The sequence below is a fragment of the Streptomyces sp. NPDC096012 genome, assembly GCF_040426375.1.
Taxonomy (GTDB): domain Bacteria; phylum Actinomycetota; class Actinomycetes; order Streptomycetales; family Streptomycetaceae; genus Streptomyces.
Genome location: NZ_JBEOTD010000021.1, coordinates 22971 through 40410, shown reverse-complemented (window position 1 = coordinate 40410; position 17440 = coordinate 22971). Strand labels below are relative to the sequence as shown.

The 17440-nt window shown below is 70.5% G+C and carries 15 protein-coding genes; 6 read left to right on the top strand and 9 right to left on the bottom strand.

Features of this window, described 5'->3' with window-relative positions:
- Positions 1-107: 107 nt before the first annotated feature.
- Positions 108-521 (top strand): pyridoxamine 5'-phosphate oxidase family protein, encoded by a 414-nt coding sequence (locus ABVB68_RS20820; protein ID WP_353602590.1) that lies wholly within the window; start codon positions 108-110, stop codon positions 519-521.
- A 159-nt stretch (positions 522-680) separates the two neighbouring features.
- Here the strand turns inward: ABVB68_RS20820 and ABVB68_RS20815 are convergent, their stop codons facing one another.
- Positions 681-1016 (bottom strand): hypothetical protein, encoded by a 336-nt coding sequence (locus tag ABVB68_RS20815; protein WP_353602589.1) that lies wholly within the window; start codon positions 1014-1016, stop codon positions 681-683.
- Positions 1017-1313: 297 nt separating this feature from the next.
- Between ABVB68_RS20815 and ABVB68_RS20810 the strand changes: the two genes are divergently transcribed.
- The 3 genes from ABVB68_RS20810 to ABVB68_RS20800 all read left to right on the top strand — a co-directional run bounded on the left by ABVB68_RS20810 (position 1314) and on the right by ABVB68_RS20800 (position 4405).
- Positions 1314-2324: a helix-turn-helix transcriptional regulator gene (locus ABVB68_RS20810; RefSeq protein WP_353602587.1), complete on the top strand. Its 1011-nt coding sequence runs from the start codon at positions 1314-1316 to the stop codon at positions 2322-2324.
- A gap of 99 nt (positions 2325-2423) precedes the next feature.
- On the top strand, positions 2424-3428 hold the full coding sequence (locus ABVB68_RS20805; RefSeq protein WP_353602586.1) for a helix-turn-helix transcriptional regulator: 1005 nt from the start codon (positions 2424-2426) through the stop codon (positions 3426-3428).
- Positions 3425-4405, top strand: coding sequence for a helix-turn-helix transcriptional regulator (locus tag ABVB68_RS20800; RefSeq protein ID WP_353602585.1), 981 nt, complete (start codon positions 3425-3427; stop codon positions 4403-4405). The genes ABVB68_RS20805 and ABVB68_RS20800 overlap by 4 nt, the downstream gene beginning before the upstream one ends.
- Here the strand turns inward: ABVB68_RS20800 and ABVB68_RS20795 are convergent.
- From ABVB68_RS20795 to ABVB68_RS20765, 7 genes are all read right to left on the bottom strand, one after another.
- Complete coding sequence (locus tag ABVB68_RS20795) at positions 4368-5411, bottom strand: helix-turn-helix transcriptional regulator (RefSeq protein WP_353602584.1); 1044 nt, start codon at positions 5409-5411, stop codon at positions 4368-4370. The genes ABVB68_RS20800 and ABVB68_RS20795 overlap by 38 nt on opposite strands.
- Before the next feature lie 448 nt (positions 5412-5859).
- Positions 5860-6966 (bottom strand): sugar ABC transporter substrate-binding protein, encoded by a 1107-nt coding sequence (locus ABVB68_RS20790; protein ID WP_353602583.1) that lies wholly within the window; start codon positions 6964-6966, stop codon positions 5860-5862.
- 394 nt (positions 6967-7360) lie between these two features.
- A complete protein-coding gene (locus ABVB68_RS20785) occupies positions 7361-7807 on the bottom strand; it encodes a heat shock protein transcriptional repressor HspR (RefSeq protein ID WP_353602582.1) in 447 nt (148 codons plus the stop codon).
- 5 nt (positions 7808-7812) lie between these two features.
- A complete protein-coding gene (gene dnaJ, locus ABVB68_RS20780; protein ID WP_353602581.1) occupies positions 7813-8988 on the bottom strand; it encodes a molecular chaperone DnaJ in 1176 nt (391 codons plus the stop codon).
- A 39-nt stretch (positions 8989-9027) separates the two neighbouring features.
- On the bottom strand, positions 9028-9690 hold the full coding sequence (grpE, locus tag ABVB68_RS20775; protein ID WP_353602580.1) for a nucleotide exchange factor GrpE: 663 nt from the start codon (positions 9688-9690) through the stop codon (positions 9028-9030).
- Entirely contained in the window at positions 9687-11534 is a 1848-nt protein-coding gene (gene dnaK / locus ABVB68_RS20770) for a molecular chaperone DnaK (RefSeq protein WP_353602579.1), read from the bottom strand. Before dnaK ends, grpE begins: the two co-directional genes overlap by 4 nt.
- Positions 11535-11628: 94 nt before the next feature.
- On the bottom strand, positions 11629-12648 hold the full coding sequence (locus ABVB68_RS20765) for an MraY family glycosyltransferase (RefSeq protein WP_353602578.1): 1020 nt from the start codon (positions 12646-12648) through the stop codon (positions 11629-11631).
- Between the two features lie 231 nt (positions 12649-12879).
- Here ABVB68_RS20765 and ABVB68_RS20760 point away from each other — a divergent pair, with 231 nt between their 5' ends.
- A complete protein-coding gene (locus ABVB68_RS20760; RefSeq protein WP_353602577.1) occupies positions 12880-15174 on the top strand; it encodes a (Fe-S)-binding protein in 2295 nt (764 codons plus the stop codon).
- 102 nt (positions 15175-15276) lie between these two features.
- On the opposite strand, the gene ABVB68_RS20755 is transcribed toward ABVB68_RS20760, so the two are convergent.
- Positions 15277-15603, bottom strand: a complete 327-nt coding sequence (locus ABVB68_RS20755; RefSeq protein WP_353602576.1) for an antibiotic biosynthesis monooxygenase family protein — start codon at positions 15601-15603, stop codon at positions 15277-15279.
- A 230-nt stretch (positions 15604-15833) separates the two neighbouring features.
- Here ABVB68_RS20755 and ABVB68_RS20750 point away from each other — a divergent pair, with 230 nt between their 5' ends.
- Positions 15834-17315: an FG-GAP-like repeat-containing protein gene (locus ABVB68_RS20750; protein WP_353602575.1), complete on the top strand. Its 1482-nt coding sequence runs from the start codon at positions 15834-15836 to the stop codon at positions 17313-17315.
- Positions 17316-17440 lie beyond the last annotated feature (125 nt).

The window sequence follows — 17440 nt, the reverse complement described above, 5'->3', positions numbered from 1 at the left end:
GTCCGTTCTCCTCCTCGACACTGTCTCTGCTGACTTAACCAGCGTACACAAAGTTGAGTCTATCCCACTCAAGATGCCCGGGCGGGTTTTCGGGCTAGGTTGCGGGCATGGTGAAGCACTCCGTAGACCCGGATGCCCCGGACGAGCCCTACCTCGCGTTCTGGCGGGAGCGGCATCTGTGCACGCTGACCACGCTCCGGCCGGACGGCAGCCCGCACGTGGTGCCGGTCGGGGTGACCTACGACCCCGGGGCACGGCTGGCCAGGGTGATCACCAGCGGGGCGAGCGCGAAGGCCTCGCACGTGCTCGCGGCCGGCCACGAGGGGGCACGGGTCGCGGTGTGCCAGGTGGACGGCCGGCGCTGGGCCACGCTGGAGGGGCGGGCGCGGGTGCGCACGGAGCCGGAGCGGGTGGCGGAGGCGGAGCGGCGGTACGCCGAGCGCTACGAGCGGACGCCGCGCCCGAACCCGGCCCGCGTGGTGATCGAGATCGAGGTGGAGCGGGCGCTGGGGCACGGGTGACCGGTCGCGCCGGCCGAACGGCTGGTTTCGGCCACCATGGGGCACGCCCATAGCGTGAAATGTCCCCGCAAAACTGCAGCGGCGTCACCGTGTTCAGGTCACGGTGACGCCGCTGCGGGGGGAAGCGCCTGAGCGATCTTTTACGACGGGGGAATCGCGTCAGGCACTGCGGGGGGTGGCCGAGATGGTCGTCAGTTCGGGTTCCGCCGGCTCGGTCAGCCGGTGGTCCCGCTGGTCCAGGTTCACAAAGATCATTCCGTACCGGATGGCGCACCGTACCGGCTGAGGCGCCCCGCGGGGCTTGCGCAGGCACCGGTAGGCCCGCACGTCCTCGTCATCGTCGCGGGTGACGACGACCGGCTCACCGAACACGGTCACCATCAACGAGTCGCCGCTGTGGGGGATGGCGGTGACCAGGTCGATGAAGTGCCAGCCCGAGCGGTAGGCGGTGGCCATCTCGCGACGGAAGCTGCGGTCGTCAGGCGGAGTCGTCATATCACGACCAGATGCTGTCGCTCGGGGTGGCCACAATGGTGTCGTCAACGGGCTCGCCGGTCGCCGCCACCACTGACCACCGGCTGTCCGCTCGTACGTCGCCCTTCGCATGGGAGAGGCCGTTCAGTGCTCCGAAGGCCACAACGGCGGAGAAGGCGGCGACAAGCACCGAGCGAAGCATTCTCTTACGCATAGTCGGCTTCGTCCTCACTTGAAGGTCCCCTCTTCCCCCGTCGGATAAGACGATGGCTCATTCAGGCACGTCATGACCACACAATCAGTGCATCATGTTCCTGCATGTTCAGGACCCTGGGGGGTGGAGATTTGACAACGAATCCGGCAGAACCGACACATCCCCACGCCATCACTGACCTCTGTGAGGAAGGAAGGCGTCTCTACGCCAACGCGCTGCGCACGGGGCGGATCGCCCGCACCGACGCCGAGGCCGCCCCTTGCCTCATGGAGTTCGCCCTCCTGCACCCCGACCTCGACGACGCGAACTGGCTGCGGCCGGTTCCCCCCTCGGTGGCCCTGGCGCAGCGGCTCAATCCGATCGAGCGCGAGATATCCGAGCGCCGGCGCACCTCGAACGAGCTGGCGGAGATCTTCGAACCGTTCATGGCGCTCACCGCCCAGGGCGGTGACCCGACGCACTCGATCACCGTGCTGGAAGGGCTCGACCGCATCAACGCCGCGCTCGACCTCGCCACCGAAGAGTGCCGCAACGAGATGCTCACGGTCCAGCCGAGCGCCCGCCACCCCGAACGCCGGGTCATCGAGGGCCTGGAGCGCGACCGGACCCTGATCGAGCGGGGCGTGCGGATCCGGACGCTGTACCAGCACACCGCCCGGTACAGCCCCGAACGGCTCGCCTACGTCGACCAGTTCGCCAACGGCAAGGCGGAGTACCGCACCATCGACGAGCTGGTCGAGCGCCTCATCATCTGCGACGAGACGGTCGCCTTCATCCCCATAAGGGACGACCGGCAGGTCGCCCTGGAACTGCGTCACCCGGGCCTCGTCTGCTACCTGATCAAGGTGTTCGAGTTCATGTGGGACCGCTCCGTGCCACTGAGCGCCGGCACCCCGTACGAGACCGCCCCCGACGGCATCACCGAGATCCAGCACTCCATCGCCAAACTCCTGGTGGAAGGCCACGTCGACGAGGCGATCGCCCGCCGCCTGGGCATGAACGTGCGCACCTGCCGAGCCCACATCGCCAAGCTCGCCCAGGCGCTCGGCAGCGGCAGCCGCGCCCAGCTCGGCTACCTCATCGCCCAGTCCGGAATGCTGGACCGGGACCACTGACGCGATGGCCCGGCCGGGAGTGATACGCGAGGACACGGGCTCGTACGGCGGGCGGCACCCGCACCCGGCCGGAGCGGCCGGCGGGGCGGGAGCGGCCCGGTGAGCACGGCACCACATTGCGGGCACGGCGTGGAGGACCTGTGTGCGGCGGGCACGGACCTGTACGCGCGCGCCCTGCGCGAAGGACACCTGCCTGCCGCGGACGCCGCCGCGGCGCCCTGCCTGGTCGGTCTCGGGCTGCTGCGGCCCTGCGTGGCGGACCCCGGGCGCCTGGAGCCCGTCCCGCCGGCCGTGGCGCTGCACCGGCTGCTGCGCTCGGCGGCGGACCGGATCGCCGGCGAGCGGCGGCGCGCGGCCCAGGTGGCCGACGCGTTCGAACCGCTCATGCGGATCGACGGCCGGCGGACCGAGACCGCCACCGACACCCCGACGCTGCGGGTGCTCAGCGGCACGGCACGGATCAACGAGGCCATCACGGAGGCCATGGCCACGGCCCGCCGCGAGGTGCTGTGCGTGCAGCCGCACCACGAGCTGAACACCCCGCGCGGCCACGCCTCGTCCCACGCCGCCGTGCGGCGGGACCAGGAACTGCTGGACCGCGGTGGCCGGATCCGCACGCTGTACCAGCACACCCTGCGCCATCTGCCGGCCGTCGCCGGGTACTACGAGCAGCTCAGCGGCGACACCGAGGCGCGCAGCCTGGACGAGGTCACCGACCGTCTGATCGTCGTCGACCGCACCGTCGCCTTCCTCCCGGCGAACGCCGACGCCACCCTGGCCCTGGAGGTGGGGCATCCCGCGCTGATCTCGTACTTCGTGACGGTCTTCGACCGGCTGTGGCGGCTGGCCACGCCCATGTACCCGCAGGCCGTCCAGCGGCCCTCGGTGGGCGGGGTCACGCCCCGCCAGCACGCCATCGCCGCACTGCTCGTCGAGGGCCACACCGACGCCGTCATCGCCGAACGGCTCGGCATGAACGTCCGCACCGCCCGGGTCCACATCGCCAAGCTCGCCGCCACCCTCGGCAGCGAGAGCCGCGCCCAGCTCGGCTACCTCATAGGACAGTCGGGGATCCTCGACCAGCGGGCGGAGGAGGCCCGGTGAACCACCGCGAGCACGGCGTCGAGGAGCTGTGCGCCGCCGGGGAGAAGCTCTACGAACGCGCCCTGCGGGACGGGCACCTGCCCGCCGCAGAAGCCGCCGGGGCACCCTGCCTGACGGGCCTGGGGCTGCTGCACCCGGCCGTCGACGACCTCTCCCGCCTGGAACCCGCCGCCCCCGCCGCCGTGCTGAACCGCGTCCTGCGCGCCTCCCGCGCCCGCGTCGCCGAGGAACGGCGCCGCGAGGACCGGCTGCTGAAGCTCTTCGAGCCCCTCATGCACGCCGGCGACCGGCACGGCACGCCCGCCGACACCCCCACCCTGCGCCTGCTCAGCGGCACCGAGGCGATCAACCGCGCGATCGGCGAGGCCATGGCCGAGGCGACCGACGAGGTGTGCTGCGTCCAGCCCAACACCCACTACCACGACGAACGCGGACGGCTCGCGCAGAGCCGGGCCATGGAGCGCGACCAGGCACTGCTCGGCCGGGGCGGCCGGATCCGCACCCTCTACCAGCACACCCAGCGCCATCTGCCGCTCATCCGCTCCCGGTACGAGCGGCTGCGCGGCCGCGCCGAGGCCCGCACGCTCGACGAACTGCCGGACCGGCAGATCGTCATCGACGCCGCGGTGGCGTTCATCCCGGCCGGCGACGACCAGCGGCTCGCACTGGAGGTGCGCCACCCGGCCCTGGTCGGGTTCTTCCTCACCGCCTTCGACCGGCTGTGGCGGCTGGCCACGCCCATGTACCCGCAGGCCGTCCAGCCGCCGTCGCCCGGCGGCATCACGCCCCGCCAGCACGCCATCGCCGCACTGCTCGTCGAGGGCCACACCGACGCCGTCATCGCCGAACGGCTCGGCATGAACGTCCGCACCGCCCGGCTGCACATCGCCAGGCTCGCCACCGCCCTCGGCAGCGACAGCCGCGCCCAGCTCGGCTACCTCATAGGACGGTCGGGGATTCTCGATCCGGAGCGGTGAGCGCGGAGGCCGAGCGGTCCGGGCGGTGGCCGTCCAGGCCCGCCTGGGCGATCCGGACGCCGAGCTGGGTGCGGCTGGCCGCGCCCAGCGTCTCCGACAGCCGGGCGATGTGGGCGCGGCAGGTGCGCACGCTGATGCCGAGCCGCTCGGCGATCACCGCGTCCTGGTGCCCCTCGGCGAGCAGCGCGGCGATGGACTGCTCGCGGTGCGAGATGCCCTCGATGCCGGTGTCGGGCAGTGGGGCGGTGAGCGGGATGGCCAGCCGCCACAGCCGTTCGAAGACCGTCACGAGGTACTCCACGAGCGCCGGGTGGCGCAGCTCCAGAGCCATGGTGCGGTCGGAGTTGGCGGGGATGAAGGCCACCGTGCGGTCGAAGAGGATCAGCCGGTCGATGACCTCGTCCAGGCTGCGGGCCTCGACCGTGTCGCCCATCAGTTCCAGGTAGTTGAGCAGTCCCTGCCCGTGCCGGGCCACATGCGTGTACAGGTCGCGCATGCGCACGCCGCGGCCGCGCAGGGTCAGCGCCCGGTGCAGTCCCTCGGTCAGCTCGGCCTCGCGCCGGATGCCGCCCGGCTGCACGGTGAGCACCTCCGTGGTGCACGCCTCGGTCGCCTCGTCCATCGCCGCCTGGATGCGGGAGAGCCCCTCCAGCACCCTGATGGCACTGCCCTCGGCCGGTGCGGCCAGGGCGTTCAGCTGCCGCCCGAGGTCCGCGTACCACTCGAAGGCGGACACCGCCGTGCCCACCCGCCGCTGGCTCTCGCTGACCTCGTCGTAGACGCCGCGCAGCAGCCTGGTCATGACCTCCTGCGGGGAGGTCGGCACCAGGTAGTCCATGTCGTCGGGGTCCGGGTGCAGCAGGGCCAGATCCAGCAGGCAGGGCACCGGTCCGGCGTCCGTGCGCGGCACCCGTCCCCGGCGTACGGCACGGGAATAGACACGGTCCCCGGCCTCACACAGCCGGTCGGCACCGTGAGGATGCTCCTCCGCCCCGTGCCCGGCCATCGCCCATTCCACCCCCGGTGTGCTGCCTCTTCCGCAGCGCAACTATGCGCGGCGCCGACCAGGTCCGCAACACGGCTCTCCCGGCAACGGCCGTCGAAAGCACCGGCTTTGCCCGGGTTTCATCCAGGCTCCGCCCCTCGCATTGCAACAAGATGATGGTGGTGGAGCGGACTTGGCCGGGGCATCGTTGATCCCGCTTCCACCGGGTGCCCGAGGCTCCCGGAGCGGCCTCGGCCCGCCGCATCGCGCCCACGGGGGTGGCGCGACGCCGGGAAGCGGCCGTGGGCCCGGTCGAGGGGCCCACGGCCTCGAGCCGTACGACACGTGTGTCGTACGGCTCGAAGTCATGCTCCTGAGTCTGCCGGCGGGCGTCCCGCACGGGTCCGGTGCCGGTCCGGCCGGAGTCCGGCCGCGGTCCGTCCGGGCTCCGGCCGGGGTCCACCAGCCGTCACTTGAGGCCGATCGCCGCGCACGCCGCCTTGTACTTGGCGGTGCAGATGTCGGCGGTGGTGTAGATGCCGTCCTCGATGACCGTGTCCTTGATGCTGCTCCTGGTCAGCGCGGTCACCTGCACCAGTCTGGCCGGGATGGCCTTGGTGGTGGGGCTGTCGACCTTGTCCTGGGTGAGGGCGTCGAACTGGATGTCCTTGCCCTGGATCTTGGTGACGGCCATCTGCGCGGCGGCCTCCGCCTCCTCCGGGTAGGACTTGTAGACGCTCATGTACTGCTCGCCGGCCACCACCCGCTGCACGGCGTCGAGTTCGGCGTCCTGGCCGGTGATCGGGGGCAGGGAGGTGACGCCGGCCGCCTTGAGCGCCTTGATGACACCGCCCGCCATGCCGTCGTTGGCGGCGTAGACGGCGGCGATGTTGCTCTTGCCGATCTCCGCGATCGCCTTGGTCATGTTGGCCTCGGCGTTCTCCGGCTTCCAGTCCGTGGTGTCGTAGGACTTCGCGATCGTCACCTTGCCGTTCAGCTCGGACAGGGCGCCCTGCTTGAACTGCTTGGCGTTCGGGTCGGTCGGCGAGCCGTTCATCATGACGATCTTGTCGGAGGTGCTGACGTTCGACCCGAGGGACTCCATCAGGCTGCGGGCCTGCACCTCGCCGACCAGCTCGTTGTCGAAGGAGATGTAGGCGTCGATCGGGCCCTCGGCGAGGCGGTCGTAGGCGATGACCGGGATGCCGGCGTCCTTGGCCTTCTTCACCCCGTCGGCGATGGCGTGCGAGTCGACGGCGTCGAGCAGGATGACGTCGACCTTGTCGTCCACCATCTGCTGCAGCTGGTCGGCCTGCCGGGCGGCGCTCGCGTCCGCGTTGGCGTACCTGACGGTGCCCTGCTTCCGGGTGAGTTCGTCCACCTTGTCCTTGATGATGGGGTAGTCGAACTTGTCGTAGCGGGAGTTGGCCTTCTCGGGGAGCAGCAGGCCCACGGTGACGTCGTTGCCCTTGGTCGGGCTCGCGCTCGCGCTGTCCCCCGTCGCGTTCAGGACGCCGCAGCCTGCGAGCGAAAGGGTCAACGTGGACGCGGCCACGGATATGGCGATACGGCGCATTCGGGGGCTCACTTCAGGTGCGTTCCGGACGTGGGTGCTGCTATACGACCCAGGTGTCTGAAAAGACAACGCGGATGCGTACCCGGCGTCAAGCGGAATCACTTAACGAGTCCGCAACACCACGCTCGGGTGACCCTGTGAAGGCGGCGCGGAACCGTCTCCAAACACCCTTTACGGGCCCTTCACGCAAACGGAGTTCGGGTCGAGCCGCGATCGGCGCCGCCGCCCCCGTTCCCGGCACCTCGCGTGCACCGGGCGGCGGACCGCCGGCGCACCGGCTCGACCAGGCGAGCGAACGGACCCGGCCAACGGGCGGCGGCACGAGAGAAGGGCCCGCAGGCACTGCTGCCTGCGGGCCCTTCACCGCTCCGTCGCGCCCGGCGGAGGGTCGGTCTCAGTCCGGCTGCTGCTGCCGCTTGGGCCGCCACACCACCAGCGCGCTGGGGACCTCCTGGTACGGGACCAGGTCCCGCCGGTAGGAGGCGTGGACGGCGGCCTCGCGCTGCTGCATCGCGGCCGCCGCGCCGTCCAGGGCCGCCTGCATCTCCGCCATGCGGGACTGCAGGGCGGCGACCTGGTTCTCCAGCTCGATGATCCGCTTGATGCCGGCCAGGTTGATGCCCTCGTCCTGCGACAACTGCTGCACCTGGCGGAGCAGTTCGATGTCGCGGGCCGAGTAACGGCGGCCCCGCCCGGCGGTGCGGTCGGGGGAGACCAGGCCCAGGCGGTCGTACTGGCGCAGCGTCTGCGGGTGGAGTCCGGAGAGCTGGGCCGCCACCGAGATGACGTAGACCGGGGTCTCCTCGGTCAGTTCATACGGATTACGTCGACGGCCGTCCATCACTCTCAGGCTCCCTTCGCGGCCTCGAACAGCTCCGCCCGCGGGTCCTCGCCCGCGGTCGCCTCGCGATACGCCTCCAGCGCGTCACGAGCCTTCCCCGACAGGTCCTTGGGGACACTCACCTCGACGGTGACCAGCAGATCGCCGCGTGTGCCGTCCTTGCGGACCGCGCCCTTGCCCCGCGCCCGCATCGTACGGCCGTTCGGGGTGCCGGGCGGCAGTTTCAGGGTGACGGGGGGGCCGCCCAGGGTCGGCACCCGCACCTCGCCGCCGAGGGCCGCCTCGGTGAACGTGACCGGCACGGTGACGGTGAGGTTGTCGCCCTTGCGGCCGAACACCGGGTGCTCGCCGACGTGCACCGCCACGTACAGGTCGCCCGCCGGTCCGCCCCGCTCGCCGGGCGCGCCCTTGCCGCGCAGCCGGATGCGCTGCCCGTCGGTGACGCCCGCCGGGATGCGCACCTGCATCGTGCGGGAGGACTTGGCACGGCCGCTGCCCTTGCACTCCATGCAGGGGTGCTCGGCGATCAGGCCGCGGCCCTTGCAGTCGGGGCACGGGTCGGTGAGCGAGAAGCCGCCGCCCGAGCCCCGGGCGACCTGTCCGGTGCCGACGCAGGTCGGGCACACCCGCGGGGTGCCGTTCTTGTCGCCGGTGCCGGAGCAGGCCTTGCAGGGCTGCTGGGAGGTCATCCGCAGCGGGACCGTCGCCCCCTCGATCGCCTCGGTGAAGCTGAGGGTGACCTCGGTGTCGATGTCCTGGCCGCGGCGCGGCTGGGTCCGGGTCGTCCCCGCGCCGCCGCGGTTGAACAGGCCCCCGAAGACGTCTCCGATCCCGCCGCCGAAGCCGCCGCTCTGGGCGCCGCCTCCGCCGGCGCCTCCGAAGAGGTCGCCCAGGTCGAAGTTGAAGGAGCCGCCGGCGCCCGGCCCGGGGCGGAAGCCGCCGTTGCCGAACAGGGCGCGTGCCTCGTCGTACTCCTTGCGCTTCTTGGGGTCGCCGAGCACGTCGTTCGCCTCGGAGATCTCCTTGAAGCGCTCCTCGGCCTTGACGTTGCCCTTGTTGGCGTCCGGGTGGAACTCGCGGGCGAGCTTCCGGTACGCCTTCTTGATCTCGGCCTCGGTGGCGTCCTTGGGGACGCCGAGGACCTTGTAGTAGTCCTTCTCGATGAAGTCCTTGGTGCTCATCCCCGACGTCCCTCCTCTCCTGCCTCGCTGGTGATTACGTCAGCCCTCCTCCGGGCCACCGTTCTCCTTGTCATCGGCCTCGGCCGCCTCGGTGTTCTCCTCGGCGCCCTCCGCCTTGACCGTCTGCGCGCCGGGCTGCGGCTCGGCGACGGCCACCCGCGCGGGGCGGATGGTGCGTTCGCCGATGCGGTACCCGGGCTGCAGGATGGCCACGCAGGTCGTCTCGGTGACGTCCGGCGCGTAGGAGTGCATCAGGGCCTCGTGGATCGTCGGGTCGAAGGGCTCGCCCTCCTTGCCGAACTGCTGCAGGCCCATCTTGGCCGCGACGGTCTCCAGCGACTCGGCGACGGACTTGAAGCCGCCGACGAGTTCGCCGTGTTCCCGGGCGCGGCCGATGTCGTCGAGCACCGGCAGGAGTTCGGTCAGGAGGTTCGCGACGGCGATCTCCTTGACCGCGATCCGGTCGCGCTCGACACGGCGGCGGTAGTTCGCGTACTCGGCCTGGAGGCGCTGCAGGTCCGCCGTGCGCTCACCGAGCGCCGTACGCACCTGGTCCAGCTGGGCCACCAGACCCGCGTCTGCGTGTACGTCCCCGGCCGGGGCCGCCCCCTCTTCGGGAGCGGCCTTCGGCTCGGCGTCTTCGGGGGTCGCGCCGGAGGGGACGTCGGGCTTCTCCTCGAAGCCCGGGGTCTCCTCCGTCACGCGGCACCGTCCTTGCGCTCGTCGTCCACGATCTCGGCGTCCACGACGTCGTCGTCGGCCTTGGCCTCACCGGCACCGGCCTCACCGGCACCGCCGGCGGCCTGGGCGCCCTGGGCGTCGGCGTACATCGCCTGGCCCAGCTTCTGCGAGACGGCGGCGACCTTCTCGGTGGCGGTGCGGATCTCGGCGGTGTCCTCGCCCTTGAGGGCTTCCTTCAGCTCGCCGACCGCGGCCTCGACCTCGGTCTTGATCTCGCCGGGGACCTTGTCCTCGTTGTCCTTGAGGAACTTCTCGGTCTGGTAGACCAGCTGCTCGCCCTGGTTGCGGGTCTCGGCGGCCTCGCGGCGGGCGTGGTCCTCCTCCGCGTACTTCTCGGCCTCCTGGCGCATCCGGTCGACCTCGTCCTTCGGCAGCGAGGAGCCGCCGGTGACGGTCATCTTCTGCTCCTTGCCCGTGCCCAGGTCCTTGGCGGTCACGTGCATGATGCCGTTGGCGTCGATGTCGAAGGCGACCTCGATCTGCGGGACGCCACGCGGGGCCGGCGGCAGACCGGTCAGCTCGAACATGCCGAGCTTCTTGTTGTACGCCGCGATCTCGCGCTCGCCCTGGTAGACCTGGATCTGCACGGACGGCTGGTTGTCCTCGGCCGTGGTGAAGATCTCGGACCGCTTGGTCGGGATCGTGGTGTTGCGCTCGATCAGCTTGGTCATGATGCCGCCCTTGGTCTCGATACCGAGGGACAGCGGGGTGACGTCGAGCAGCAGGACGTCCTTGACCTCACCCTTGAGGACACCGGCCTGGAGCGCGGCGCCGATGGCGACGACCTCGTCCGGGTTGACGCCCTTGTTGGCCTCGTTGCCGCCGGTCAGCTCCTTGACGAGCTCGGCGACGGCCGGCATACGGGTGGAACCGCCGACGAGGACGACGTGGTCGATCTCGCTGAGGGCGATGCCGGCGTCCTTGATGACGTTGTGGAACGGCGTCTTGCAGCGCTCCAGCAGGTCCGCGGTCAGCTGCTGGAACTGAGCGCGCGTCAGCTTCTCGTCCAGGTGCAGCGGGCCCTCGGCGGAGGCCGTGATGTACGGCAGGTTGATCGAGGTCTCGGTGGACGAGGACAGCTCGATCTTGGCCTTCTCGGCAGCCTCACGCAGGCGCTGCAGGGCCATCTTGTCCTTGGACAGGTCCACGCCGTGACCGGACTGGAACTGCTTGACCAGGTAGTCGACGACGCGCTGGTCCCAGTCGTCACCACCGAGGTGGTTGTCACCGTTGGTGGCCTTCACCTCGACGACGCCGTCGCCGATCTCCAGCAGCGAGACGTCGAACGTGCCGCCACCGAGGTCGAAGACGAGGATCGTCTGGTCGTCCTTGTCGAGGCCGTACGCGAGCGCGGCCGCGGTGGGCTCGTTGACGATGCGCAGGACGTTCAGACCGGCGATCTCGCCGGCCTCCTTGGTCGCCTGGCGCTCGGAGTCGTTGAAGTACGCCGGGACGGTGATGACCGCGTCGGTCACCTTCTCGCCCAGGTAGGACTCGGCGTCCCGCTTCAGCTTCTGCAGGATGAACGCGGAGATCTGCTGGGGGTTGAAGTCCTTCCCGTCCAGCTGGATCTTCCAGTCGGTGCCCATGTGGCGCTTCACCGAGCGGATGGTCCGGTCCACGTTCGTGACCGCCTGGCGCTTGGCGACCTCGCCGACGAGCACTTCACCGTTCTTGGCGAAGGCGACGACGGACGGCGTGGTCCTGGCACCCTCGGCGTTGGTGATGACGGTGGGCTCGCCGCCCTCCAGAACGCTGACGACGGAGTTAGTCGTGCCCAGGTCGATGCCGACCGCACGTGCCATGGTTGATTCCTCCAGCTGACTTGAGTGGAACAGACTCAAGTGTGCACGACCCGGTCCGCCCGGTCAACAGACCTGAGTCGGCCGGGCTCAAGTCTTATCCGTTCCTTACACGCAACGAGCCTGTGACCTGCGTGGATTGCGTACGCCGGGGCTGCTGGACCGGGATCCGAAGGAGTACGAGAACGGCCAGCAGCGCCACCCCCGCCACCCACCACACGGCCCGGCTCCCGGTCCACCCGGTGTGCACGAGCACCCCGACGAGCACCGAGGAGAAGGAGCCGGCACCCAGCAGCACGACGGACCCCTGAGGGGTGAGCCCGAGCCGCCGCAGCCGGTGCGCGAGGTGGTCCGGCCCCCGCCTGAGCAGCGGACGCCGGGACACCAGCCGGGCGAGCACCACGAGGACGGCGTCGGCGACGGCGACCGCACCGAGGCCGAAGGCCACGGCCGCGCTCGGACCGATCGCGTACCCCGCACGCGTGAAGACCACGGACGCCGACAGCAGGAATCCGGTGAACAGCGACCCGCAGGCCCCCATGCCCACCCGCGCGGGATGCCAGTTGTGCATGAGGAAGCCGGTGAGGGCGGCGGCGAACACGCTCAGCAGCACGGCCAGTCCGTCCATCACCTCGGCGGCGGCACAGGCGCCCGCCCCGAACGCGGTGACCACTCCGATGGTCCCGGCCAGCCCGTCGGCGTGGTCGAGCCCCTTGAAGGCCAGGGAGGCGACCGCGATCCAGCCCACCGCCAGCAGTCCGCCCAGGACGCCCGTCTCCTCGTACGGCACCACGCAGGCCGCCGCGACGACCGCGCCGGCGACGAGCACGCGCGCGCGCAGCCGCCACACGTCGGCGACCAGTCCCAGTGCCGCCAGCGCGGCGGCGGCGACCAGCAGCCTGCCGACCCCGTCCCCGAGCGGCGCGACCCGGGTCCACTGCCCCACCCAGGCGACCAGACAGGTGACGGCCACGACCGCGAGCCCCCCGAGCAGCGGAAGGGGCCGCTGCCGGCGCCGGTCCAGGATGCCCAGCCGCAGCGCGGGCACCCTGAGCAGCGCCGCGAGCACGGCGGCGAGGAAGAGGGCGGCGGTTGCGGCGGCGATCCCGTAGAGCACGGCTCTAAGGTAGGTGCGAATGTCGCAATTCGGGATGAATAACACGATCGGATTGCCTGTCGGATGCAATAGGCGTACGCGCGGGCGCCCGGGAAGGGGGGCCTCAGCGACCCAGATCACCCCGCGCTCTGCTGCATCCCGAAGGAAGATGGGGGTAGTCTCAGACGGACTGCATAAGTTACCGCTTAGTAATGTCGCTCGGTCAAAATCGAGGCCGCTTCAGGAGCCCCAATGCAACTCGCCGCGATCATCGTGTCGCTGGTCCTGATCGTGGTCGGCGTGGCACTGTTCGGCCGCGCCTGCCTGCAGATCTTCAACTTCATGCGGCTCGGCCAGCCGGTACCGGCCGGGGCCCGGACCGACAATCCGTACGCGCGCACCGTGACCGTGGTGCGCGAGTTCCTCGGCCACACCCGGATGAACCGCTGGGGCGTCGTCGGCGTGGCGCACTGGTTCGTGGCCATCGGCTTCTACACGTTGCTGCTGACCATCGTCAACGCGTTCGGCCAGCTGTTCAAGGCGGACTGGCTCCTGCCGGTCATCGGCGAATGGGCGCCCTACAACGTCTACGTCGAGTTCATCGGCACGATGACGGTGCTCGGCATCCTCGCCCTGGTCGTCATCCGGCAGCTGAGCAAGCCGAACAAGCCGGGCCGCAAGTCCCGCTTCGCCGGCTCCAACTTCGGCCAGGCGTACTTCGTCGAGGCCGTCATCCTCGTCGTCGGCGTCTGCATCTTCATGCTGCACGCCCTGGAGGGCGCCCAGCACCACGTGGACGGCTACGAGGCCTCCTTCTTCGTCTCGTACCCGGTCGTCGCCTGGCTGAGGGGCCTGGACGTCTCCACGCTCCAGAACCTGACCTACTTCTTCGCCGGCCTGAAGATCGCGGCCTCCTTCATCTGGATGATCGTGGTCGCGCTGAAGACCGACATGGGCGTGGCCTGGCACCGGTTCCTGGCGTTCCCGAACATCTGGTTCAAGCGGAACGCCAAGGGCGAGACGGCCCTCGGTGCGCTGCTGCCGATGACGAGCGGCGGCAAGCCGATCGACTTCACCGACCCGGGTGACGACGACGTCTTCGGCGTCTCCCAGGTCGAGCAGTTCTCCTGGAAGGGCCTGCTGGACTTCTCCACCTGCACCGAGTGCGGTCGCTGCCAGTCGCAGTGCCCGGCGTGGAACACCGGCAAGCCGCTGTCCCCGAAGCTGCTGATCATGTCCCTGCGCGACCACGCCCACGCCAAGGCGCCGTACCTGCTCGCGGGTGGCGGCAAGTCGATGGAGGGCGAGGAGAAGGCGAGCGAGGAGCAGCTGAAGGACGTTCCCGCCGCCGCTCTGGCCGAGGCCGAGCGTCCGCTGATCGGCACCGCCGAGGAGAACGGCGTCATCGACCCGGACGTGCTGTGGTCCTGCACCACCTGCGGCGCCTGCGTCGAGCAGTGCCCGGTGGACATCGAGCACGTCGACCACATCGTCGACATGCGCCGCTACCAGGTGATGATCGAGTCCGCGTTCCCGTCCGAGGCGGGCACGATGCTCAAGAACCTGGAGAAGAAGGGCAACCCCTGGGGCCTGGCGAAGAAGCAGCGCCTGGAGTGGACCAAGGAGGTCGACTTCGAGGTCCCGGTCGTCGGCAGGGACATCGAGGACCTCTCCGAGGTCGACTACCTGTACTGGGTCGGCTGCGCGGGTGCGCTGGAGGACCGGGCGAAGAAGACCACCAAGGCCTTCGCCGAACTGCTGCACATCGCGGGCGTGAAGTTCGCGATCATGGGCGGGGACGAGAAGTGCACGGGTGACTCCGCCCGCCGCCTGGGCAACGAGCCGCTGTTCCAGGAACTCGGCATGGAGAACGTCATGGCGCTGAACATGGCGTTCGGCGAGGAGACGGACGACGAGGGCAAGGTCGTCGCCGAGACCGCGAAGCCGAGGTCGGCGAAGAAGATCGTCGCGACCTGCCCGCACTGCCTGAACACGCTCGGCAACGAGTACCCGCAGCTCGGCGGCGACTACGAGGTCATCCACCACACCCAGCTGCTGCAGCACCTGGTCGACGAGGGCAAGCTGGTCCCGGTGACCCCGGTCGAGGGCATCATCACCTACCACGACCCGTGCTACCTGGGCCGCCACAACAAGATCTACACGCCCCCGCGCGAGATCATCGGCAAGGTCCCGGGCCTGCGCAACGAGGAGATGCACCGCCACAAGGAACGCGGCTTCTGCTGCGGCGCCGGCGGCGCGCGGATGTGGATGGAGGAGCGGATCGGCAAGCGCATCAACAACGAGCGCGTCGACGAGGCCCTCTCCCTCAACCCCGACATCGTCTCCACCGCCTGCCCGTTCTGCCTGGTCATGCTCACGGACTCGGTCAACGGCAAGAAGAACGACGGTCAGGCCAAGGAGTCCATCCAGGTCGTGGACGTCGCCCAGCTCCTGCTGGACTCCGTCAGGACCTCGGCCCCGGACGACGAGCCCCCCACGGGCACGGCCGAATCGGAGCCCGCACCGGAGCCCGAGCCGGTGAAGTGACGGCCCCCGGCGGACCGCCGGCACGACCCTCGCGAACACCCGACGCCGCCCCCTGACCCGCGCAGGCAGGGGGCGGCGTCGTGTGTTCCGGGCCGCGGCGCGCTACGCCCGCTTGGGGGCCGCCTGCTGGACCACCTCGAAGGACCACAGGGTCGAACCGGAGGCGGCCGGGCGGGGTCGGTCGGCGCCCTCTCCGCCGCCCTGGTGGGCGGACTTCATCGGCCCCTCCATCCACGCCTGGAAGGACTCCTCGTCACGCCAGCGCGTGTACACGAGGTACTGGTCGGTGCCCTCGACGGGCCGCAGCAGCTCGAACCACTCGAAGCCGTCGGAGTTCTCCACGGCGTGGGCCCGGGAGGCGAACCGCTTCTCCAGCGTCTCCCGCTGCTCGGCGGACACGCTCAGCACGTTGATCTTCACTACGCTCATGGGCCCATCCTCACCCACACCGGGCCGGTGGGCGCAGGCAGGACACCGGCACCCGTTCCGCAGGCTCGAAAGTTTTACCGAACTCACGTACAACCCTGACGTCCCCGCGCGGGTCTCCTGATCGCCGGCAGCCCGGTGAACCGCGGGACAACACGCGACCAACACGGGCAGTCCGCACCCCATCGACCGGATGCCCGCCAGGCATCCCCCGCATGCCGCAGGAGAACCGCATGCACAAGCACAGGCGTCTCGCCCTCGCGACGGCCACCGCGGCCGCGCTGACGGGCGGCCTGCTCACCTTCGTCGCCTCGCCCGCGACCGCCGCCGACTCGGTCAAGGTCGCCAAGGCGGACTTCAACGGCGACGGCATCGGCGACGTCGCCGCCTCGGCCCCCGGCGCCTACGTCGCCGGCCACAAGGACGCCGGCCAGGTCGTCGTGCTGTACGGCACGGCCACCGGCGTCTCCTCCGCCAAGCGCACCACCATCAGCCAGGACACCACGGGCGTCCCCGGCACCGCCGAGGCCGGCGACGGCTTCGGCCGCGAGACGGCGTACGGCGACTTCAACGCCGACGGTTACGACGACCTCGCCGTGGGCAGCCCGTTCGAGAAGGTCGGCAACGACACCAACGGCGGCGACCTCGTCATCCTCTGGGGCTCCAGGAGCGGCCTGACCGGAAAGTCCGCCCACCTGGTCGACCCGGCCGTCTCCGGCCACGACTACTGGGGCAAGGACCTCGCCGCCGGCGACTTCGACGGCGACGGCAGGACGGACCTGGTCGTCGGCAGCTCCTCCGCCACCCTCTACCTGTACAAGGGCGGCATCAGCGGCTCCGGCACCGCGGGCAGCGTCACCACCGTCAAGCCGCCCATCCAGAACGGCAGCAACGACTACCCGTTCGGCCCGATGAGCCTGACCGCCGGTGACGTCAACGGCGACGGCCGCACCGACCTCGTGGTCGACGGCTACGAGACCACGTCGCAGTACGGCTGGAACACCAACTACTGGCTGCCCGGCACCGCGAGCGGTCTGAGCGGCTCCTCCGCCAAGGCCCTCAAGTCCGGCATCATCACCGCCATCGGCGACATCAACGGCGACGGCTTCGGCGACATCGTCAGCGGCGCCGGCTGGGACGCCACCCTGTCCGACGGCACCGCCGTCCCGGACTCCTCCACCGGCGGCCGGGTGAACGTCACCTACGGTTCCGCCTCGGGCCCGTCGTCCACCACCGCCATCAACCAGAACACCGGCAACGTCCCCGGCACCTCGGAGAAGGGCGACTCCTTCGGCTGGGAGCTCGACCTCGGCGACGTCAACGGCGACGGCTACCAGGACCTCGTCGTCAGCACCCCGCTGGAGGACATCGACGGCGTCACCGACACCGGCGCGGTCACCGTCCTGTACGGCTCGGCGTCCGGCGTGAACACCGCCTCCGGCGCCCAGTCGTTCAACCAGAACACCACCGGTGTGCCCGGCGGCAACGAGAAGAACGACCTCTTCGGCAACGACGTCAAGCTCGACGACGTCACCGGCGACGGCAAGGCCGACCTGGTGATCGGCGCGACCGAGGACGGCGGCGACGGCGCCATCACCTACCTGCCGTCCGACGGCACGAAGATCACCACCGCCGGGAGCCGCTTCATCGGTGCGGGCACCGTCGGCGTCTCCACCGCGGGCACCCCGCAGTTCAGCGCCGTCTTCGCCGACTGACCCGCCCCCACCACCCTTCCGCCCCGGCCGGGCCCCCCCCCCCCCGGCCCCCCCCCCCGCCCGCCCCCCCCCGCGCCCCCCCCGGCGCCAACCCCGCCACCCAGCTGCCCCCCCCCCGGCGGGCC